22 protein-coding genes are annotated in these 20,435 nt (G+C 47.9%); 9 read left to right on the forward strand and 13 right to left on the reverse strand.

Annotation, left to right across the window (positions count from 1 at the left end; translation table 11 throughout):
* On the forward strand, positions 1–918 hold the full coding sequence (locus tag M1D30_RS10890; RefSeq protein ID WP_248503888.1) for a glycosyltransferase family 2 protein: 918 nt from the start codon (positions 1–3) through the stop codon (positions 916–918).
* A gap of 9 nt (positions 919–927) precedes the next feature.
* On the opposite strand, the gene nadD is transcribed toward M1D30_RS10890, so the two are convergent.
* The 3 genes from nadD to M1D30_RS10905 are packed head-to-tail and all read right to left on the reverse strand — an operon-like array spanning position 928 to position 2,935.
* Positions 928–1,470: a nicotinate (nicotinamide) nucleotide adenylyltransferase gene (nadD, locus tag M1D30_RS10895; RefSeq protein ID WP_248503890.1), complete on the reverse strand. Its 543-nt coding sequence runs from the start codon at positions 1,468–1,470 to the stop codon at positions 928–930.
* Entirely contained in the window at positions 1,467–2,036 is a 570-nt protein-coding gene (gene gmk, locus M1D30_RS10900) for a guanylate kinase (protein ID WP_248503891.1), read from the reverse strand. The genes nadD and gmk overlap by 4 nt, the downstream gene beginning before the upstream one ends.
* A gap of 23 nt (positions 2,037–2,059) precedes the next feature.
* Positions 2,060–2,935, reverse strand: a complete 876-nt coding sequence (locus M1D30_RS10905; RefSeq protein WP_248503893.1) for a YicC/YloC family endoribonuclease — start codon at positions 2,933–2,935, stop codon at positions 2,060–2,062.
* Positions 2,936–3,090: 155 nt separating this feature from the next.
* On the opposite strand from M1D30_RS10905, the gene tsaB reads away from it, so the two are divergent.
* From tsaB to rseP, 6 genes are read left to right on the forward strand one after another with little or no spacing between them, the layout of a single operon-like run.
* On the forward strand, positions 3,091–3,813 hold the full coding sequence (tsaB, locus tag M1D30_RS10910; protein WP_248503894.1) for a tRNA (adenosine(37)-N6)-threonylcarbamoyltransferase complex dimerization subunit type 1 TsaB: 723 nt from the start codon (positions 3,091–3,093) through the stop codon (positions 3,811–3,813).
* Positions 3,814–3,819: 6 nt separating this feature from the next.
* Positions 3,820–4,422, forward strand: coding sequence for a DUF4290 domain-containing protein (locus tag M1D30_RS10915; RefSeq protein WP_248507831.1), 603 nt, complete (start codon positions 3,820–3,822; stop codon positions 4,420–4,422).
* Between the two features lie 18 nt (positions 4,423–4,440).
* Positions 4,441–5,775, forward strand: coding sequence for a UDP-N-acetylglucosamine 1-carboxyvinyltransferase (gene murA / locus M1D30_RS10920; protein WP_248503895.1), 1,335 nt, complete (start codon positions 4,441–4,443; stop codon positions 5,773–5,775).
* Between the two features lie 40 nt (positions 5,776–5,815).
* A complete protein-coding gene (gene rimM / locus M1D30_RS10925) occupies positions 5,816–6,325 on the forward strand; it encodes a ribosome maturation factor RimM (protein WP_248503896.1) in 510 nt (169 codons plus the stop codon).
* The gene (locus M1D30_RS10930) at positions 6,322–7,473 is read left to right on the forward strand and encodes a 1-deoxy-D-xylulose-5-phosphate reductoisomerase (RefSeq protein ID WP_248503898.1); all 1,152 of its coding nucleotides are present in this window, start codon (positions 6,322–6,324) and stop codon (positions 7,471–7,473) included. The genes rimM and M1D30_RS10930 overlap by 4 nt, the downstream gene beginning before the upstream one ends.
* Before the next feature lie 34 nt (positions 7,474–7,507).
* A complete protein-coding gene (gene rseP / locus M1D30_RS10935) occupies positions 7,508–8,980 on the forward strand; it encodes an RIP metalloprotease RseP (protein WP_248503899.1) in 1,473 nt (490 codons plus the stop codon).
* On the opposite strand, the gene M1D30_RS10940 is transcribed toward rseP, so the two are convergent.
* From M1D30_RS10940 to M1D30_RS10985, 10 genes are all read right to left on the reverse strand, one after another.
* A complete protein-coding gene (locus M1D30_RS10940) occupies positions 8,946–10,322 on the reverse strand; it encodes a ComEC/Rec2 family competence protein (protein WP_248503901.1) in 1,377 nt (458 codons plus the stop codon). The genes rseP and M1D30_RS10940 overlap by 35 nt on opposite strands.
* Positions 10,323–10,344: 22 nt before the next feature.
* On the reverse strand, positions 10,345–11,667 hold the full coding sequence (locus M1D30_RS10945; protein ID WP_371874087.1) for a TolC family protein: 1,323 nt from the start codon (positions 11,665–11,667) through the stop codon (positions 10,345–10,347).
* Between the two features lie 4 nt (positions 11,668–11,671).
* Positions 11,672–12,787, reverse strand: coding sequence for an efflux RND transporter periplasmic adaptor subunit (locus M1D30_RS10950; protein ID WP_248503903.1), 1,116 nt, complete (start codon positions 12,785–12,787; stop codon positions 11,672–11,674).
* Positions 12,788–12,820: 33 nt separating this feature from the next.
* Positions 12,821–14,068: an ABC transporter permease gene (locus M1D30_RS10955; protein WP_248503905.1), complete on the reverse strand. Its 1,248-nt coding sequence runs from the start codon at positions 14,066–14,068 to the stop codon at positions 12,821–12,823.
* Between the two features lies 1 nt (position 14,069).
* The gene (locus tag M1D30_RS10960) at positions 14,070–15,308 is read right to left on the reverse strand and encodes an ABC transporter permease (RefSeq protein ID WP_248503906.1); all 1,239 of its coding nucleotides are present in this window, start codon (positions 15,306–15,308) and stop codon (positions 14,070–14,072) included.
* Complete coding sequence (locus M1D30_RS10965) at positions 15,292–15,951, reverse strand: ABC transporter ATP-binding protein (protein WP_248503907.1); 660 nt, start codon at positions 15,949–15,951, stop codon at positions 15,292–15,294. Before M1D30_RS10965 ends, M1D30_RS10960 begins: the two co-directional genes overlap by 17 nt.
* A gap of 35 nt (positions 15,952–15,986) precedes the next feature.
* The gene (locus tag M1D30_RS10970; RefSeq protein ID WP_248503914.1) at positions 15,987–16,349 is read right to left on the reverse strand and encodes a GntR family transcriptional regulator; all 363 of its coding nucleotides are present in this window, start codon (positions 16,347–16,349) and stop codon (positions 15,987–15,989) included.
* Complete coding sequence (locus tag M1D30_RS10975; RefSeq protein WP_248503916.1) at positions 16,346–17,203, reverse strand: hypothetical protein; 858 nt, start codon at positions 17,201–17,203, stop codon at positions 16,346–16,348. Before M1D30_RS10975 ends, M1D30_RS10970 begins: the two co-directional genes overlap by 4 nt.
* Positions 17,204–17,225: 22 nt before the next feature.
* On the reverse strand, positions 17,226–18,044 hold the full coding sequence (locus tag M1D30_RS10980) for an ATP-binding cassette domain-containing protein (RefSeq protein ID WP_248503918.1): 819 nt from the start codon (positions 18,042–18,044) through the stop codon (positions 17,226–17,228).
* A gap of 159 nt (positions 18,045–18,203) precedes the next feature.
* Positions 18,204–19,106, reverse strand: coding sequence for an NAD kinase (locus M1D30_RS10985; protein WP_248503920.1), 903 nt, complete (start codon positions 19,104–19,106; stop codon positions 18,204–18,206).
* A gap of 75 nt (positions 19,107–19,181) precedes the next feature.
* On the opposite strand from M1D30_RS10985, the gene M1D30_RS10990 reads away from it, so the two are divergent.
* Together M1D30_RS10990 and M1D30_RS10995 are read left to right on the forward strand one after the other, a co-directional pair.
* Positions 19,182–19,748 (forward strand): DJ-1 family glyoxalase III, encoded by a 567-nt coding sequence (locus tag M1D30_RS10990; RefSeq protein WP_248503922.1) that lies wholly within the window; start codon positions 19,182–19,184, stop codon positions 19,746–19,748.
* Positions 19,748–20,434 (forward strand): 2-C-methyl-D-erythritol 4-phosphate cytidylyltransferase, encoded by a 687-nt coding sequence (locus M1D30_RS10995; RefSeq protein ID WP_248503924.1) that lies wholly within the window; start codon positions 19,748–19,750, stop codon positions 20,432–20,434. The genes M1D30_RS10990 and M1D30_RS10995 overlap by 1 nt, the downstream gene beginning before the upstream one ends.
* Position 20,435: the final 1 nt, after the last annotated feature.

Raw genomic sequence — 20,435 nt, forward strand, 5'->3', positions numbered from 1 at the left:
ATGGAAATATCCATCATCATACCTGTCTATAACAAGGAGGCATACGTGGAACGATGTCTTCGCCAACTGATGATGCAGGACTTCAACAGCTTTGAGGTGATTGCCGTTGACGATGGCAGCACCGACGCATCAGGCCGCATCTGCGACAGGATGGCCAGTGAAGACCAGCGCATCCGCGTGGTCCACACGAAGAATGGTGGTGTGACAGCAGCACGTCGCAGGGGACTGGAGGAAGCTCGGGGCCGATATATCATGTTCGTAGATTCTGACGACGAACTACAGGCTGGGGCTCTGAGTGTGATGCACAAGACGATAGAAGAGACTGGCGCCGATGAGGTGATAGCCACCTATCACGACCAATATGGGCGACTCTATGACACAGGACGACGCGGATGGATTGAGGACAAGGGCATCATCATCGACCTGCTGGCCAAGCGTCTTGGGGTATGCGTCCTTTGGGGCATCATCTTCCGCCGTGAGTTACTTGAAGGATGCATGGACACGCCGTCAGAGATTCGTTCGGGCGAGGATATCATGATGCAGATAAAATGCCTTGTGAAGCGTCCAAAGGTTTATTTTATTGGCACGCCCATCTATATGTATAACATGGGATTGCCCAACAACAGAAGGTTGGAGGTTGGCGTTGAGCGTTTGTATGACGAGGTGCTACGAAAGACGCTTCTGCCACGATGGGACGAGTTTAAGGACTTTTTTACATTGCATCAGTTGAAGATGTACGAGAACTTCGTTGACACCAGACAATGGCGTGCCCGCAAAGACTATTACGACGAGATACGGCCACGCATCAACAGCAGTCACCCTTTGGCAGACCGCATTGCGTTCTTCCTTCCCCCATGCATCAGTTTCCTGTTGGTGCACTACTACAAGAAATGGTTAGTTTGGAGGAAGTCACACTAAGACAATGGCTTAGCAATAATACTTCTTCACGAGTGGAATAATGGATTGAGGAACGAGGTCGTCAATCGACTCACCATTCCTGAGGCGCTGACGTATCTCCGTACTGCTCAAATCAATCAAAGGCAAATCGATGGTGCCTGGATATTCATCACGCGGATAAGCAATCACCTCATGATGCGCCATAATCTCCTGCCAGTTGCGCCAACGCTGAAAATGTGCCCAGTTGTCGCCGCCTATCAACAAAGAAAAAGTGCAGTCAGGATAGTCCTTACTCAGGTGCTGTAAGGTGTTCCATGTATAAGAGGGCTTGGGTAAACGGAACTCATAATCGCAAGCTTTCACGCCCTCGACGCCCTCCAAGGCTATTTGTGCCATCTCCAATCGCAGATGGTCGTCCAACAAATCGGCATCATGACGCTTCAGGGGATTCTGTGGCGACACCATGAGCCATACCTCATCTAACGCACATTGCCTTAGCACGGCCTGTGCTAAGGCAATGTGTCCGTTGTGAATCGGGTTAAAACTGCCACCAAAGATGCCTATACGTTTCATCTCAAGAAAGCTTTCACAATTCTCAAAGTCTCTTGCTTAGCAGTCTCCAAGTCATCATTCACGATGATATGGTCAAACTGTGAAGCAAAGGTCATCTCATATTCAGCCTTGGCCAAGCGCTCGGCAATGGCTTCTGGCGTATCCGTGGCGCGTCCTTCCAGGCGACGACGCAGTTCCTCAACAGAGGGAGGTTGGATAAACAGGCTCAAAGCCTCATCGCCATAATACTTCTTAATATTGATGCCACCCTTCACATCAACGTCGAACACCACATTCTGTCCTTGGTTACGCTGGTTCTCCACCTGCTGTTTCAGGGTGCCATAGAAACGATCCTGATAAACCTCCTCATATTCCAAGAACTCATCGTTCTGAATCTTGGCCTTGAATTCCTCTGGCGTCAGGAAGAAATATTCCACCCCATTCTGCTCGGAGCCACGTGGGGCACGACTGGTGCAGGAGATTGAGAAATAGAGCTTCAACTCCGGATGCTCCTTCATCAGCCACTGAACGATGGTGCTCTTACCACTGCCACTGGGAGCAGAAACGATTAACATCTTGCCTTTCATAACTATGAACTGTTAACTATGAACTAAAGGGCATTTAGCACCTGTTCCTTAATCTGCTCCAGTTCGTCCTTCATCTGGACGACAATATTCTGCATCTCGGCCTGATTGGATTTTGAACCAGTGGTATTGATTTCACGACCCATCTCCTGAGCAATGAATCCAAGCTTTTTGCCCTGTCCATGTCCATCACGCATTGTCTCACGGAAATACTTCAAGTGATTGGTCAGACGCTGTTTCTCTTCACTGATATCCAGTTTCTCAATATAGTAGATGAGTTCCTGTTCCAAACGGTTCTTATCGTAGTCTACACCAGGAATCTGCTGCAGTCCGTCAACGATGCGCTGACGAATCTTCTCTACACGACTCTTCTCGAAAGGTTCGATCTCTGCCAGCAAACGTTCAATATTATCAATCTTCTCGCCGAACTTCTTCTCTAAGGCTGCGCCTTCTTGCTTACGGAAGTCAACAAGTGCTGCGATGGCTCCTTCAACAGCCTTACGCGCTGCTGCCCATTCGTCATCGGTCAGTTCCTCCTGCTCGGTCTTTGTCAGGACATCGGGCATACGGGTCAGCGTGTACATCCAATCCTGCGGCTCAGGAATACCAACTTTCTGGGCCACATCCTTCAACTGGTAATAATAGTTCTCTACCAATGCTGCATTTACAGGCGTTGCATCAACTCCAGCATCCTTCTCAATCCAGAGACTGAAGTCAACCTTTCCGCGTTCGAGAGTAGCAGCTATAAGCTGACGAATCTCCATCTCCTTTTCACGATACAGGGGAGCAATACGTGTCTGCAGGTCAAGCTGTTTTGAGTTAAGCGACTTTATTTCCGCACTGATTTTCTTGTCCTTAAACACTACGACCACCTTGCCGTAGCCTGTCATTGATTGTATCATAATTGTTTGCTTCTTATTTTTTCTTTCGGGATGCAAAGATACACAAAAAAGTGGAGATAAAGCAGGCAAAATGATAAATTTTCTAAAATGCAATGGATGTTTGCAGAAAAATGCGTACCTTTGCAATCCTATTATATAATAGAAAAACAAAAAAAATGTCGTGCATACTACATATTGAGACCAGCACACAAGTGTGCTCGGTGGCCGTCTCGGAAGACTCTCAGGTCATTTTTCAGCAAGAAGATCATAGCGGTCCTAACCATGCAGAGCGTTTGGGAACGATGGTAGATGAGGCTCTCTCGTTTACCGACAACCACGCCATACCCTTTGATGCAGTGGCTGTTAGCTGCGGCCCCGGCTCGTACACGGGATTACGCATTGGCGTGTCAATGGCGAAAGGCATCTGCTATGGCAGAAATCTAAAGCTCATTGCCGTTCCCACATTGGAACTGCTGTGTGTGCCTGTGCTATTGCGTGAGGTTGTCAAGGAAGAGAATGCCTTGTTATGCCCCATGATTGATGCCCGTCGCATGGAGGTATATGCAGGCATATACGACCGTGGTCTACATGAGATTCGTCCCACTGGCGCTGACATTGTCAATGCAGAGACCTACAAGGAGTGGCTCGACGAGCGCCCCGTATATTTCTTTGGAAACGGAGCTGCCAAGTGCCTCAAAAAAAGCGGCTTAGCCGACGACAATACGTCGGCTATCAACCACCCCAACGCTCACCTTATCGAGGGTATTGAACCTCTGGCCAAGTGGATGCAGCCTCTGGCAGAGCGTCGCCTCATCAATGGACAGACCGAGGACGTGGCCTATTTTGAGCCATTCTATCTCAAGGACTATGTTGCAAAAATGCCTAAAAAAATGATTTAAGCCATGATGGAAATTAAAGGATTGGACTACAACACCCAACGGGAATCACTGTTGATGCCCGAATACGGACGTGAGATACAAAAGATGGTGGATTACGCCACCACACTGCCAACAAAAGAAGAACGTTTGCAGTGTGCCAAGAGTATTGTACGACTGATGGAGACCAAGGTGCCACAAATGCGCGAGAATGCCGATTTTCAGCAGACACTCTGGGATCATCTCTATCTGATGAGCAACAAAGCCCTGGACATTGATTGGCCCTTTGACGTAAGTGGTGCTGAGAAATTCCATGCTAAGCCTGCGCCCATGCCTTTGCCCCAGGGTGGCATTCATCTGCGTCACTATGGCAAGTTGGTAAGCGAGTTGCTTGACCATCTGAAAGACATGCCTGATGGCGAAGAACGCGAGGAACTGATTCGATTGACCGCCAACCAGATGAAGCGCGACCTCGTACAGTGGGGACACGGTTCCATGGACGATGAAAAGGTGGCCGACGATATGGCCCGTTTGACAGACGGTGCCGTACAGCTGGACCTTCAGCATTTTATCTTCGAGCGCATTAACCAGCAGGAGCCTCAGCCTAAGCGCAATGGCAAAAAGCGCAAGTAACTCTAACACCTCTACGATATGGCAGCATTTATCATTGAGGGAGGACACCCTCTCAGCGGAACCATCGTACCTCAGGGCGCAAAGAACGAAGCCCTGCAGGTGATTTGTGCTACACTATTGACTAGTGACAAGGTGACAATCCACAATATTCCGCAAATCAGAGATGTAATGAACCTCATCCAATTACTCAAGGATGTTGGTGTAAAGGTTACCGAGGATTCCAGAAACACTGAGGATTGTGGCGTTTCTGGACTTACATGTACTTTTCAGGCAGACGAGTTGAACCTGGATTATCTGCAAAGCAACGAATTTGTTCAGAAGTGTGCCCAACTGCGTGGTTCTGTCATGATGATTGGTCCGTTACTTGCTCGCATGGGAAAGGCAACGATTGCCAAGCCCGGTGGCGACAAGATTGGACGCCGCAGATTAGACACGCACTTCTTAGGTTTTGAACGCTTAGGCGCACAGTTCCATCATGTGGCAGAACGCGATGTTTACGAGATACATGCCCAACAGCTGAATGGTTGTTATATGCTTCTTGACGAGGCATCCGTTACTGGTACGGCCAATATCGTCATGGCAGCTGTGATGGCCAAGGGCACAACCACTATTTACAACGCAGCATGCGAACCCTATCTGCAGCAACTATGCAAGATGCTTAACAAGATGGGAGCTCGTATCAGCGGCATTGCATCGAACCTCTTGACCATTGAGGGTGTTGACCACCTGAATGGTACAGATCACACCATCCTGCCAGACATGATTGAGGTAGGATCGTTTATTGGCATGGCTGCTATGGTGGGAAACGGCATTCGCATCAAGAACGTTTCCATCAAAGACCTGGGCATCATTCCAAACACTTTCCGTCGCATGGGTATCACCATCAAGGAAGAGGGCGATGATCTTTATATCCCCCACATGCCTCACTACGAGATACAGTCGTTTATTGATGGCACCATCATGACTCTGGCAGATGCACCTTGGCCAGGACTGACACCTGACCTATTGTCAGTACTCATCACCGTGGCCACACAAGCCCGCGGTTCCGTATTGGTTCACCAGAAGATGTTCGAGAGTCGTCTGTTCTTCGTTGACAAGCTCATCGATATGGGTGCACAGATTATCCTTTGTGACCCTCATCGTGCAGTGGTCGTTGGTCATGACCGTAAGTTGCAACTGCGTGGCGGGCGCATGTCAAGTCCTGACATCCGTGCAGGAATAGCCCTGCTAATAGCAGCCATGAGCGCCAAGGGCACCAGTCGCATTGACAATATTGAGCAGATTGATCGTGGTTACGAGAATATAGAAGCTCGTCTGAACGCGCTCGGTGCAAAAATTGAAAGAATTAGCTAAGCACATCAGGACATCTCAAAATTCCTGGAATCCCGCAAAAATGATTAAGAAAGAAGATGTTTACAAAATAGGGCGCATAGGTAAAGCACATGGCGTGAAAGGTGAGGTGACCTTCACTTTTGATGACGACGTGTTCGACCGTGTGGATGCCGACTTCCTCATCCTTGAGGTTGATGGAATACTTGTGCCTTTCTTCATGGAAGAATATCGTTTCCGCTCGGACAACACGGCACTTGTGAAGTTTGAGGATATTGATACACAGGACCGTGCCCGCGAGTTAACGAACTGCGATGTTTACTTTTTACGTTCTGAGGCCGACGACGAAGAGGAAGTGCTTACCTACTCCTTCCTTGTAGGCTTTAACATCATCGAAGCAAATAGCGGAAAGAAAGTAGGCACCATCGTTAACGTTGATGAGAGCACGCTCAACATCCTCTTTGAACTGGAAAACGGCATGCTGATTCCTGCCAACGAGGAACTTATTACAGATATTGACAAAGACAACAAAACGATTTCTTTAGCCCTACCTGAGGGCATCCTAGATTTATGAAAAAACAAATAGCTATTCTCGGGTCGACGGGAAGTATTGGCACACAGGCCCTCGAAGTGATTGAGGAACATAGCGACCTTTACGAGGTGTATTGCCTAACGGCCAATAATAAAGTGGAACTGCTGGCAGAACAAGCACATAAATTTAAGCCTGCCGCTATCGTCATTGCCAACGAGGCACGCTATGACGAACTGAAACAACTGATGAGCGACATGCCAGACGTAAAGGTGTATGCTGGTGCACGCGCCCTTGATGAGATTGTTGAGGCAGGTCCCATCGATATGGTACTCACCGCCATGGTGGGTTTTGCAGGACTCTCGCCAACCATCCACGCTATCAAGGCCCATAAAACCATCTGTCTGGCCAACAAAGAGACATTGGTTGTGGCAGGTGAGCTTATCTGTCAACTGGCACTCGAAAACAGAGCCAGCATTCTACCTGTAGACAGTGAGCATTCTGCTATCTTCCAGTCGTTAGTAGGAGAAGACGAGAATCCTATCGACAAGATTCTTCTCACGGCCTCTGGCGGTCCTTTCCGCCTGAAGACGATGGAGGAGATTGCTCATGTAACCAAGGCCGATGCTCTACGTCATCCCACATGGGATATGGGGGCCAAGATTACCATCGACTCTGCCTCAATGATGAATAAAGGCTTTGAGGTGATTGAAGCTAAATGGCTCTTTGGGGTAGAGGCGAAACAGATTCAGGTACTGGTTCATCCTCAGAGTATTGTCCACAGCGCCGTACAGTTTATGGATGGCAGCGTGAAGGCTCAACTCGGTGTGCCCGACATGCGCCTGCCTATCCAGTATGCCTTCTCGTTTCCGAAGAGACTACCACTCAGCGGTAAGAGACTAGACCTATTTGCTGCACAGCATCTGGATTTCTTCGAACCCGACTTGAAAAAATTCCGTTGTCTGGCAATGGCCTACGAGGCTCTGAACCAAGGAGGCAACATGCCTTGTATCGTTAACGCTGCCAACGAGATTGTGAATCGTGCTTTTCTCGAGGATCGTTGCGGATTCCTGCAGATGGGCGATATTATCGAAGCAACAATGCAACGCGCCACCTTCATCAAAAAGCCTACCTACGAGGATTATTTGGCTACCGATGCTGAGGCACGTCGCATAGCAACAGAACTTTTATAATGGTAAAAAAGTAAAAAGGTAAAAAGATACAAACATGGAAGTTTTTCTGATTAAAACATTGCAGTTCCTGATGGCCATCAGCTTACTGGTGCTGCTCCACGAGCTGGGTCACTTCACCTTCGCCAAACTATTCAAGGTGCGTGTATCCAGATTCTATCTCTTCTTCAACCCTAAGTTCCACATCCTAAGCACCTACGACACTTGGGTTCGCCGTCTGTTTAAGATGAAGCCCGAAGTGGTGCCTACGAAGAAAGACGAGGACGGAAACGAGTCAAAAGAGTATGTTGGCACAGAATATGGTCTGGGATGGCTACCTTTGGGTGGCTATTGTGCTATTGACGGCATGATTGATGAGACTAATCAGAAACTGTCTAAGGAAGCTCATCCTTGGGAGTTCCGCACGAAACCCACATGGCAGCGTTTACTTATCATGATAGGTGGTGTGCTCGTTAATTTTCTCTTAGCTTTATTTATCTACTCTATGGTGCTTTTCACCTGGGGCGAGACCTACATCCCTCTCCAGAGCATGAAACAGGGAATGGAGTTCAACGAGCAAGCTAAAGCCATTGGTTTTCAGGATGGTGACATTTTGATGTCGACCGACCAAAAAGAATTCAAGAACGTGGGTGCCGACATGTATCGCATGATTTGCAATGCCAAGCAGGTCAACGTGCTCCGCAACGGCAAGCCCGTAACCATCAACATTCCCCAGGAGGAGAAGTCGTTCCTGTTCTTTACCTATGAGGCATCGACCCTCAGTCTCATTGACATGGCCCAAAATGTACCCATCTTCGTACGTCCGATGGTGCCTGCCGAGATTGACAGTGTCATCCCCGGCACACCTGCTGAGGCTATTGGCTTGCAGAAAGGCGACAAGATTCTGGCTGCCAACAACAAGCAGGTAAATTCATTCTATGGCTTTACCGACGAGTTGTCGCGCATTAATGATGTATTGGCCTCCGCGAAGACCGAAACCGACAGTTTGAATGCCTTGAGCATTTCATTGGTTTACCAGCGAGGAGAAGTCATCGACACAGTGAACACCACCTTGACAAAGGACCTGAAACTAGGTTTTCAACCCGTTCAGATTTACGAGCCAATTACACTTGAATATGGTTTCCTGGAGAGTTTCCCTGCAGGAATCAAATATGGTTGGAATACACTGTGCAGCTATATCAACGACATGAAGTATCTCTTCTCTTCAGACGGTGTCAAACAGATGGGAGGTTTCGGAGCCATCGGCAGTTTGTTCCCCTCAGCATGGGACTGGCATCAGTTCTGGTTGATGACAGCCTTCCTCAGCATCATCTTGGCTTTCATGAACATTCTGCCTATTCCTGCTTTGGACGGAGGTCATGTGTTGTTCCTCCTCTACGAGATGATTACACGCAGAAAGCCTTCTGAGAACTTCATGATACGAGCTGAATACGTTGGATTTGGTATCCTTATCCTACTTATGGTCGTTGCCAATCTTAACGACATTCTACGCTGGCTACACGTGATGTAGCAGGAGCAAGTCGGCGAACAGCCCAATAAAGGCTGATAACGCCAATATAGAAAAGACATATTTGAAGAACCGACGGATGCAGACCGTCGATACACGAATAAGGCATTTGAGACATCCACTCAAGTGCCTTATTCAATATACCTACCACCCATAATAACACAGGACCAAGCATAGGCAAGACAACGACCAACAAGACACCATAAAGAATCACCGTAGCAGCGGGAATCACAATAAAGTTAGTTAAAAGGAAATAGGTAGAGAAACGACCAAAATAATAGGCTATGAGTGGCGCAACCGCTAACTGTGCCGCCAGCGACATGCTAAACGTACTATAAAGGAAATGCTGGAAACGACGGGTTACAAAATAATTCTCGGGAAGGAAACGTTCTATCAATGGAAGCCACAACAAGATAGAGAGTACTGCTGTGAACGACAATTGGAATCCGATGTCGTAGAGGGATTGGGGATTAACCAAAAGCATGATAATTGCAGTAAAACACAAAAGATTGATAGGATTTCGTTGACGTCCCATTACAGAAAATAGAACATAGCCGCTTATCATGGTGGCAGAACGTACTACACTCGACGAGAGACCTGTGAGAAAAGCAAATGCCCATAGACCCAGAACGATAACAACCTGTGACAACAAAAAATGACGGCGTCCTAATGTTAGGCGATAAAGCAAGAGAAAGATGATGCCCATGTGCAAACCACTCAATGCCAACACATGCGAGGCACCAGTCACAGAATAGACCTCACGCAGTTCCTTGTTTAATGCCGACTTATCACCTAACGTCATAGCAGCCAAGACCGCATATTGATCATCGTCGGCTTGTAACGACTTGTAGCGATTAAGCAGCTGATGACGCAATTCAAGGAACCACATCCTAAGGCGTTCCGAACGTGACAACTTCGAGAAGCCATGACCACCGAACTGCCAGTCTGTACTACGCACAAATCCTCTGTCTGCGCCTTTTACCAGCAGGCTATGCCCCAATACTATCTGCTTACTACGTTCGTCCTTCCACAGATAACAGCGTACCTGTCGCCCTTCGTCTGGCAGCAATAAGTCCATAGCGATGGTCTTATTCTTTTCTGATGGTTCTGAGAACACAACAGCCTCCACCACATTGTTATTCACAACCATCTGACGATTAGGCTGACCAATCAGTACACCAAATAGGAATACACACAACAAGACACCGATACTCTGCAAGAACTCCCAACGGCTCAAAAGCCATACCAGCACCAAACAAGCAACAAAGACAGCAAGTACGCACGCCGTTTGATGAACGAAAGAAGCCACCACCATTCCTATTACAAGAATGATGGTGGGTATCATCAAAGGGGTTGTTTCTAAACTATTAGAAGTGCAATTCCTGTCCACGATAAAAAAGTATCAACGCCTGCTGATAGAGATATTCATAACGTGCTTGCGTCAAGTCACTCGACGATTTCAAGTAGTTATTTTTTGCCTCGTTAAACTCCGTTATGGTAGCCTTACCCTGCTCATATTTTGCCTGCGTCAAACGAAAGGCCGTCTCACTGCTCTGACTGGCCTGACGACTACTTTGAAGTTTTTGACTGGCAGCTACCGTATTATAATATACCTGCTGAATTTCCTTATAAAGTGCCTTCTTTGTATTATCGAGTTGCAGCGTTTGGTTCTCACGTTCTATCTTGGCAGAACGGACACTATTGCGAGTTTGGAAACGATTGAAAATGGGGATACTAAGATTAAATCCCAAGTACTGACTGAAGTTATTCTTCATCTGCTTGGCAAAACCATCAGCCTTAAAACCAGAGGTCTTGTAATAGTTAGATCCCAGTCCTGCACTAAAACTCAACGTCGGATAATAACCTGACTGTGCTATTTTGATGCTGTTCTCCGTAGCACGAAGGCGCAATTGCTGAGCCTGAACTTCGGGTTTTGTTGTTAAAGCTTCTGCATAGATTTCATCAGGGGTGACAATGGTTTTTCCACCTTCAGAACCTACCTCTGGTCTAACAACAGAGAAGCCCTCCGGGGTAGGCAATTCCAGCAACTGTGTCATGGCAAGGATGGCCAGTTGCAGGTTATTATCAGCCTGTGTAGCCGTCAAGAGGCTCTGTGCCATCGTTGCCTTCTGTTGGGCAAGTTCTGCCTCACTTGCTCGACCGATATTGAGGAGTGCCTGTAAACGAGCCACCTGTGCACTATCAATACTAATCTGACGATGAGCCACATCGGCCATTTCTAAGTTATAGAGAATCTGCACATAAGCTTGTGCCACCTGCGTACGAATATCATTCTTTGCCTTCTCCAGATCCTGCGTAGCAGCCTGGAGGTTCAGTTGGTTCAACTTGATATTATTGGGAATCTGGAAACCTGTGAACAAGGGGACACTCGTACCCAGCGAAAACGATGTTGACGAAGTATTGGTATTCGTATAGGTATTCTCCGCCGTCAATCCACGGCCAAACGAAAAATTCTGGCCTGCACTTCCACTAAGATCTGGCAGACGCTGGTTCTTAGCGTTAGAGAGTTGTATCTCCTGCTGGCGACACTGGTTCTCCTGCTGTTTAATCGTGATATTATGCTCTACGGCATAATCACAGCACTGCTTCAACGACCACTGCTGTTGCGCATTAACAGGCTGCGCATACAATGCTGCTACCACAACTAAGATAAAAATAATGATTGACATAAACTTATTCATTTTGATCGTCATCAGTGATAATCTGTGGGCCACGCACCTTCTGGTCCTTCTTCAGGCCCTTCTTAATTTCGATATTCACGCCATCGCTAAGGCCAGTGACCACAGCTTGACGCTCGTAGGTCTTCTGCTGACCCTCACCTTTAACAATATATACGAAGGTAGAGTCACCACTAAACTCGATGGCACTCTCAGGCACGCAGAGCACATCATTGGCTTCATCCAACACAATCTCGGCGTTAGCACTATAGCCAGAACGGATCTTGCCATCTGAAGGTACCGTAACAGCAGCCTTGATCTCAAACTGGTTGGCACCATTGCTCTCCGTTGCCTTGGGCGATATATACTCCAGTGTTGCATCAAACTGTAAGTCCTGCAGGGCGCCGATAGTGATCTTCATAGGGACACCTATGGCGAGTTGTCCCACTTCCGTCTCATCGATATTGCCACGGAAGATAAGATCCTGCATATTTGCCACAATGGCTATAGTTGTACCATCGTTGAAAGTGTTCGAGTTAATCACCGAATTACCCACCTTGACAGGAATGTCAAGGATGACACCGCTGATAGTTGAACGGATCAGCGTTGACGAGGCCGAAGCATTCGACTTCGACACGCCATCGCGCACCACCTGAAGGGCATCGACAGCAGCAGCATTTTCCTCTTGTGCCTGCTTCAGTTGCTGGCGAGCTTTTTCAAAGTCCTCGTCGCTCACCAGTTTCTGATCGTGCAGGTTCTTTGTGCGAGAAAAGTCGGTTTCCACCTGCTTTAGGTTAATATTCGACAAGCGCACACGACTCTCAGCACTCGACAACTGTGCCATATCAGGAATCACCTTCACCTTGGCAATGATATCACCTGCATTCACATACTGGCCCGGCTCTTTATAGAGCTCAGCAATGATACCAGAAATCTGAGGTTTGATATTCACCTCGTTGCGAGGCTCTATCTTACCTGTGATAATAGTGGTTTTACGGATGCTATCCATACTCGTCGTAAACTCAGAGTACTGCACCTCTTTTGGTTGGCTCTTCTGCCAGAGAAACACGAATGTTCCGATGAAAATCAAAGCAATAATTGCTGCGATAATCAGTTTGAAATACTTTTTCATATCTATATCTTTTTACTTTTTTCTTTTAACTTTTTACTCGTCTCGCATAGCGTCCACCGGCTTAATACTCATGGCTCGTGCAGCAGGTGCGAGACCAGCCAGCACACCCATTGCCGCAATAGCGAGTGCAGCAGAGATGGCAGTCCAGAAGCCCACTTGGAAATGGGCAGCCAGAATACCGTCCTCCGTATTCGCCAGTTCCATCATCTGTAGGATCAGCACCCCAAAGAGGATACCACTCATACCGGCCACCATCGTCAGCACAATACTCTCGGAGATGATCTGCGAGAGAATCATCTTGGGGGTGGCGCCGATGGCACGACGGATACCTATCTCTATAGTACGCTCACGCACGGTGACCATCATGATGTTTGAAACGCCGATGGCACCAGCGAGCAGAGTGCCGAGGCCCACCAACCAGATGAGGAAGTTGACACCACGGAACAGGGCATCGACCATTTGGAACAACACCTCGGTATTGAATACCATCACGCCCTGTTCATCTGTTGGATCAACGGTATGGGCACGAGCAATCGTTTCACGAATGCGGTCTGTTATCGTTGACATCACGACCCCTTTCTTGCCAGTCAATGCAATAAGGTGCACACTCTGTCCCATGTTATAGGTCTGCTGCATCAGCGAGATGGGCAGCAACATCGTGGTGCCCGACTCGCCTCCAAAGTTGATTCCTTCGGCAGTACCGTAATCCACACCCACAATCTGATAATAGACAGAATCCACACGGATGAAACTGCCACAAGGGTCGCCACCGCCAGGAAAAAGGTCTTTATAGGTCTTTTTTTGGATGACACAGACCTTGCGACGCTGAGCCACATCCATGTCGTTGAGATAGCGCCCATAGCGCATCTTGGGCTCACTCACCCGCTGATAGTCGGCCTCCACCCCATTGATACCAACTGTCGTCTTACGGTCACCGAAGTAGGCAGTACCACCATTCGAGAATAAAACTGGACTCACCACATCGAGCTCAGGTATGCGACCCTTCAGGCGGGCAACATCCTTATACTCCATATTCCACATGCGACCTTTTCGGAAACCTTTATATGCCTTCGTAGTAGGTTGTGCCCACACCATAGCACTATTGGTAGCAAAGCCCTCGAAGTTCTTGCTCAGCAGTTCCTTTATGCCTTGTCCGCCACCAATGAGCGCCACCAGCATGAAGACCCCCCAGAATACGCCGAAACCCGTGAGGAACGAGCGACTCTTGTTGCGAGTCAGCGTGTCGAGAATCTCTCTATATGTATCTAAATCCAATCTCATATCATTCAGCTCTTAATGCCTCTATGGGGCGTATTCTTGATGCTTTCAACGCAGGAATCAATCCAGCGATGGTGCCTGCAATAATCATCACCATCGTTGCCTCGAAACACACATCGAGTCCTACGGTGGGATCAAGGAACATCGTAGCCTTAAACAGACCTGCATCCACCTTCGTATGACCTATTGTGGCATCCATATATTCATTGGCAGCAATGCCGAGAATCATGCCGATATAGCCAAAGATGGTGGTGATAATCACACTCTCGATAATAATCAACTTCAGGATGCTCCAGGGCTTGGCGCCAATGGCCTTGCGGATACCAAACTCGTGAGTGCGTTCCTTCACCGTGATCAGCATGATATTCGAGACTCCCACGATGCCAGAGAGCAGTGTAAAAAGACCCACAATCCAAAGGGCCGTACGAATAATGCTGATACCATCCTGCATCTGCATATTCTGTGTATAGCGGTTCCACAGGTAGATGGCGCTCTCGTCCTCAGGATGTACCTGATGTGCCAGGTTCAGACGTTGACGATACCCCTTCTCAAAGGCATCGTTCTCCGCCACCGTTTTCAAGCCTTGGAAAGTGAACTCGATGCGGCCAGCATCATCGGTTCTTGCACCATAGATGCTCTTGATGGCAGAATAGGACGAAAACATGCTGGCGCGTCCGTTCTCTTGTTCCTTATAGATGCCTACAATCTGGAAGGCAAAGTTGCCCACCTTCACAAACTGGCCTATATGCGTCTTCAACTCCTTGGCCTGCTTGTTACTGATCACCAGCACTTTGCGCTTCTGCTGGATGTCGATATTGTTGATGAAGCGACCCTCCATCATCTCCACCTTATCTATCTTGACATGGTTGGGATAGACACCAGCAATCTGACTACTCAAATACTGCTGTCCATTGCTGATGATGGCAGAAGTGAAGTACTGGGCTCCCACCTCGTTGATAACCGTTTTGAACTCCTCGTCAGTAATGTCGATATCACGCTCCTTCAGATTAATCCATCGCCCTTCCTTCATACCTTGATAGGGCATAGACGTTTCACCACCATAGACCACCATTGAGTTGCTCAGGAAGCGATTCATCTGTGTCATATTGGCATTGATGAGTCCATTACCAGCTCCCAGTAGCACGATGAGCATAAAAATGCCCCATGCCACTGCGAAGCCAGTAAGTGCCGTGCGCAATTTATTGCGACGGGCGGTCTGCCATATTTCATTCAATAACTCCATCCTTGATACGAATAATGCGATTGGTTTGCTGAGCCACTGTGGGGTCGTGGGTCACAATGACCTGCGTGATGTGCTCTTGGGCGTTGAGGTCCTTGAGCAATTGCATCACCTCGACCGATGTCTTCGAGTCGAGTGCACCCGTGGGCTCGTCGGCGAGAATCATCTGGGGTTTCGTAATCAGCGCGCGAGCAATGGCCACGCGCTGTTTCTGTCCACCCGAAAGCTCATTGGGATAATGACCTGCCCACTCTTTCAGTCCCAGACGTTCCAGATATTCCATAGCAAGGGTGTGTCGCTTTTTGCGCGACACCCCTTGATAGAACAGTGGCAACTCCACATTTTCCACTGCATTTTTGAACGAAATAAGATTGAACGACTGGAATATAAAACCAATCATGTGGTTACGATACTCGGCAGCCTTACGCTCTGAAAGGTCCCAGATACGCACACCATTCAAGGTGTAGAGTCCTGAGTCATAGTTATCCAGGATGCCCAGAATGTTGAGCAGGGTGGACTTACCAGAACCCGATGCACCCATGATGCTCACGAACTCACCAGCCTCGATATCGAGGTTGATGCCTTTCAGCACATGCAGGGGCTGAGCACCGAAATAAGTCTTGTTTACGTTTTCTAAGTGTATCATATTACTTTTTTTCTGCTAAACGTTAGACGCACGCCTTATGCGTTTTGTTGCAGATCATACGCTTCTTTAACATCTTCTAACGTTATGCCCAACAACTGCATCTGTCGGAAGAGCTCTGGCAACTGCTCTTTCATGAACACCTGCTTGCGCTCTTTCAGAATCTGTTGCCTTGCCCCTTTGGTGACAAAGTAGCCTAATCCTCTCTTATTATATATAATGTTAGCGCGAGCCAGTTCATCATAGGCCTTCACGGCGGTGTTGGTGTTCACCTCCAGCAGTACGGCGTACTCTCGCACCGATGGGATGCGGTCGTCGTCCTTGTACTTGTCGGCCAGTATCTCGTCACACAGCCTATCGACCATCTGCAAGAATATTGGTTTATCTGAATTGAAAATCATACGTTCAACCATTTATTATTAATCACCTGCATACGAGTAAACAGCTTATAAGAAGCCCAATAATGGAAGACTATAAAAAGCCAGGAAATACCAAGGCACACATAGAAAGAAGGATAAAAAACATATTCCATCTGACTAGTTTCCATATTGAAGTTGCCCTTGAAAGGCTCGAAAGTTACACCACTCCAGTCAATCTGATTTAATATCAATGTTAGCGAGATAGAAAAGACGAGAATCACAATACTGGTAAACAGGAACTGTTGGCGACGGAACAGCGTACCGCCCAGCATATAGACAGAGTGGAAATGAAGCACGAGAGTGAAGACCATGAAACTCAACTGCCAAGGTGATATTGCCATACCACTAAACGGATCAGAGAGATGCGGTATTCCCCAAATAATAATACGTCCAGTAGCCCAGTCCACAAGTACACGCAAAGCATCGGCCGTAACAAACGCACCGAAAGTAATGAAAGCCACAAGGAATATAGCAAGGAGCACACTGATGACATATTTCTCCAAATTAGTCACAGGCCACAACAAATAAGCGGAACGCTTACGTGTATCCTTCATTTGCGCAAACATGCCACTGGCACCGAAAAGCATTGAGATACAAAAGAAGATAAAACCAAACACAACACTCTGCTCAATATTCCTATCGTAATGCATAGATATATCCGAAGGCCAGCATTGAACCATCTCATCATAAGGAATACCCTGCAAACGTGTCCAAAACAGGTTTGCCATAAACATCACGAGTGTAAAGATGCCATATAGGCGAATCCATGATTTACGCGAAACGAGGACGTGACACTTCAGTGCCTGACCAAATCTTGTTATATTAAAGTTCTCCATTTTCTTACTATCTTTTATTCTGTTAAACATTTGCCTGGGTCTTATAATTAAACAGGAGTTCAAGGTTCACCTGCGTCTCAACATCACCTTCCTTGCGCTTAGCAATGACGGCATTGCCCTGAAGTGTTGGCTCGGCATAGAGCATATCATCATCCATCTGCTGGGCTGTGCGATACTCAAAGGTGTACTGATCCATGATATCCTGCATCGAGGCATTGAGCAATACGCTGCGCTGGTCGAGAATCAGGACGTGGTCGAGTAACTGCTCCACATCGTGTACCTGGTGGGTAGAGATGATTACCGTGCGATCGTCTGTCATGTGCTGGGCAATCACCTTACGGAACTGTGACTTAGAAGGAATGTCGAGACCATTGGTTGGCTCGTCCATCAAAAGGTACTTAGTGTTGGTAGCCATCGCGAAAGAAATGTAGGCCTTCTTACGCTGGCCCATTGACAACTCTCCCAGATGAACATCGGTAGTCAACTCAAAATCGGCCAAGCAGTTCTGTAGAATCTCCTCAGAGAAGTGGGGGTAGAAAGGCTTGTAGAGCTTCACATACTCTGAGAGGCGGATGGCTGGCATCTCAAACTCCTCCGTCACCAGGAACACGTCGCTCAGCATCTCGGCCTGGCGCTTGTATGTTGCGATACCATCGCAACTCACGGTACCCTTAGCAGGGCGTAGCAATCCGGAAAGTAGGTAGAGCAATGTGCTCTTGCCTGTGCCATTCTTGCCCAGCAGACCATAGATGCGATTCTCCTCCAACTGGATGCTGAAGTCATCGAATACCAGACGCTTCTGTCCGGCATACTTAAAACTGATGTTGTTTACGTTGATCATAACTCTTTTAATTATTCATTTAATAACTCAAAAACATTCTGTAATAGTGTACCAGTTGAATAGTACACTGCAAAAGTAGACGTTTTTATCCATCCCACCAAATAATTTGATGAGAATCTTCTATCTTTAACAAAGTTTTAACAATTCCACCTTATATAATTAGCGCACGTCAGCACCCCACATCAACTTTTCGCGCAGCGTAGCGAAATAGCGGGTACCACTTCGCTTCACCACCTGGATGTTATAGGGCGCACGACGCAAGGTGATGCGCGTGCCCTCGCCGCATTTCTCCGAACGACCGTCAATACCTACTAAGAACGAGTGACTACGACTCACCACGTCAAGCGTAATCTCTGAAGTATCTGGAATGACGATGGGACGGATGTTCAATGAATGCGGAGCCACGGCTGTCATAACCAGCACACCAGTACCAGGAACAACCACCGGACCGCCATTCGACAAAGAATAGGCTGTTGAACCAGTAGGTGTTGACACCACCAATCCATCAGCCTGATAGGTAGTCAGATATTCACCGTTAATGCTAGCACGAATACTAATCATCGAAGCCGTGTCGCGTTTCAGGATGGCCACATCGTTCAATGCACACGAGCAGTCAGTCAAGGGTTGACCATCGGCTTGCACCTGAATCACCGCCCTACTCTCCACGGCATAGTCATCATCATGTAAGGCCTGCAGACAAGCCTCAATATCAGCGGGAGCAATGTCTGCCAAAAATCCTAAACGACCCATGTTCACGCCAAGGATTGGTATATGTTTTGCGCCCACCTTGCATGCAGTCTTCAGGAACGTACCATCTCCACCCATTGAAATGGCAAAATCTGCTTCGAAGTCATTACCCGAGAACGTCGTAAAGCGACATTTCGAAGAACTCAGAATACTACGCACATCACACATCTCATTGATAAAATGGTAATATTCCTCATCAATGACCACACGGGCACCATGCACCTTCAGGCACGCCAGCACCTGATGGATAGCAGCCGATTTCTCCTGCTGATAGAGATTGCCAAAGAGGGCAAAAGTGAGTGACTTCGATGACATATTTCTGCTTTTTCTTTCTGAATTCGTAAAGTTTTAGTAACTTTGCCTGCAAAAGTACAAATTAAATTTGAAATTATGGCAAAAGTTTATGTTTTTCTTGCCAACGGCTTCGAAGAGGTTGAGGCATTGATTCCCATCGACGTATTACGCCGAGGAGGTGTTGATGTGGTAACAGTAAGCATCATGGGCAATAGTAAGACTGTTACGGCAGCCCACAACGTGCAAATCGTGGCTGATGCCGTGATGGCCGAATGTAACTTCTGCGATGCCGACCTACTCTTTCTGCCAGGCGGCATGCCCGGTGCTTCTAACCTCTATGAACACGAAGGTGTACGCCAAGCCGTGCTCAGCCAGGTTCAAGCCGGCAAGAAAATAGCAGCTATCTGCGCCGCTCCTGCAGTGGTGCTGGCTCAGTTAGGTGCGCTCGACGGCAAGAAGGCCACCTGCTATCCAGGCTTCGAGAAACTCTTCACCAAAGCCCATTATACAGCCGACCTCGTCACCATTGATGGCAACATTACCACCGCTGAAGGTCCGGCCGCAGCCTTCCCCCTCGCCTATGAATTGCTTTCACAGCTCGTCAGCAAGGAGACCAGCGACAAGATAGCCGAAGGCATGCGATTCAAACACTTGATGGCATAATGGATTATATCATCATCGTCGCAGGCGGCAAGGGCTTGCGTATGGGAGGCGACATTCCCAAACAATTTCTGCCTATTGGCGGAAAACCTGTATTGATGCGAACTCTGGAGCGTTTTCACGAATACTCCAAGGATTTGCAGATGATTCTTGTGCTTCCCAAGGCACAACAGGCCTATTGGAAGGAACTCTGCAAACAGTACGACTTCACGCTGGACTACCAACTTGCTGATGGTGGAGAAACACGCTTTCATTCCGTTCAAAACGGTCTTTCGCTAGTTCCAGACACCAAAGGCGTCGTCGGCGTGCACGATGGTGTGCGTCCGTTTGTCAACGTCGAGGTCATTCGCCATTGCTTCGAGACAGCACGAACCAAGCAGGCCGTCATCCCTGTGACACCTGTTGTCGAGACCCTGCGCCATATCCCCACGCAGAAGAATGTGCTCCGCAGCGACTATTGTCTGGTGCAAACCCCACAATGCTTTGACATTCAACTGCTCAAGGCAGCCAACCAGCAGCCCTACTCTGAGAGTTTCACCGACGACGCATCGGTAGTAGAAGCCTACGGACATGAGGTAACAATGGTTGAAGGAAATCGCGAGAACATCAAGATTACCACACCCTTCGACCTATTCATGGCCGAAGCACTTCTATCCTCTCACCACTCTCCCAAGACATCTAACCCCTAAT

The sequence above is a fragment of the Prevotella sp. E15-22 genome (assembly GCF_023204875.1).
In the GTDB taxonomy this organism is placed as follows: domain Bacteria; phylum Bacteroidota; class Bacteroidia; order Bacteroidales; family Bacteroidaceae; genus Prevotella.

Bases quoted from the DNA above. Each gene is read 5' to 3' on its own strand.
- M1D30_RS10890 (WP_248503888.1), top strand. From the start codon at position 1: ATGGAAATATCCATCATCATACCTGTCTATAACAAGGAGGCATACGTG.
- nadD (WP_248503890.1), bottom strand. From the start codon at position 1,470: ATGAAACGTATAGGCATCTTTGGTGGCAGTTTTAACCCGATTCACAAC.
- gmk (WP_248503891.1), bottom strand. From the start codon at position 2,036: ATGAAAGGCAAGATGTTAATCGTTTCTGCTCCCAGTGGCAGTGGTAAG.
- M1D30_RS10905 (WP_248503893.1), bottom strand. From the start codon at position 2,935: ATGATACAATCAATGACAGGCTACGGCAAGGTGGTCGTAGTGTTTAAG.
- tsaB (WP_248503894.1), top strand. From the start codon at position 3,091: ATGTCGTGCATACTACATATTGAGACCAGCACACAAGTGTGCTCGGTG.
- M1D30_RS10915 (WP_248507831.1), top strand. From the start codon at position 3,820: ATGGAAATTAAAGGATTGGACTACAACACCCAACGGGAATCACTGTTG.
- murA (WP_248503895.1), top strand. From the start codon at position 4,441: ATGGCAGCATTTATCATTGAGGGAGGACACCCTCTCAGCGGAACCATC.
- rimM (WP_248503896.1), top strand. From the start codon at position 5,816: ATGATTAAGAAAGAAGATGTTTACAAAATAGGGCGCATAGGTAAAGCA.
- M1D30_RS10930 (WP_248503898.1), top strand. From the start codon at position 6,322: ATGAAAAAACAAATAGCTATTCTCGGGTCGACGGGAAGTATTGGCACA.
- rseP (WP_248503899.1), top strand. From the start codon at position 7,508: ATGGAAGTTTTTCTGATTAAAACATTGCAGTTCCTGATGGCCATCAGC.
- M1D30_RS10940 (WP_248503901.1), bottom strand. From the start codon at position 10,322: ATGATACCCACCATCATTCTTGTAATAGGAATGGTGGTGGCTTCTTTC.
- M1D30_RS10945 (WP_371874087.1), bottom strand. From the start codon at position 11,667: ATGTCAATCATTATTTTTATCTTAGTTGTGGTAGCAGCATTGTATGCG.
- M1D30_RS10950 (WP_248503903.1), bottom strand. From the start codon at position 12,787: ATGAAAAAGTATTTCAAACTGATTATCGCAGCAATTATTGCTTTGATT.
- M1D30_RS10955 (WP_248503905.1), bottom strand. From the start codon at position 14,068: ATGAGATTGGATTTAGATACATATAGAGAGATTCTCGACACGCTGACT.
- M1D30_RS10960 (WP_248503906.1), bottom strand. From the start codon at position 15,308: ATGGAGTTATTGAATGAAATATGGCAGACCGCCCGTCGCAATAAATTG.
- M1D30_RS10965 (WP_248503907.1), bottom strand. From the start codon at position 15,951: ATGATACACTTAGAAAACGTAAACAAGACTTATTTCGGTGCTCAGCCC.
- M1D30_RS10970 (WP_248503914.1), bottom strand. From the start codon at position 16,349: ATGATTTTCAATTCAGATAAACCAATATTCTTGCAGATGGTCGATAGG.
- M1D30_RS10975 (WP_248503916.1), bottom strand. From the start codon at position 17,203: ATGGAGAACTTTAATATAACAAGATTTGGTCAGGCACTGAAGTGTCAC.
- M1D30_RS10980 (WP_248503918.1), bottom strand. From the start codon at position 18,044: ATGATCAACGTAAACAACATCAGTTTTAAGTATGCCGGACAGAAGCGT.
- M1D30_RS10985 (WP_248503920.1), bottom strand. From the start codon at position 19,106: ATGTCATCGAAGTCACTCACTTTTGCCCTCTTTGGCAATCTCTATCAG.
- M1D30_RS10990 (WP_248503922.1), top strand. From the start codon at position 19,182: ATGGCAAAAGTTTATGTTTTTCTTGCCAACGGCTTCGAAGAGGTTGAG.
- M1D30_RS10995 (WP_248503924.1), top strand. From the start codon at position 19,748: ATGGATTATATCATCATCGTCGCAGGCGGCAAGGGCTTGCGTATGGGA.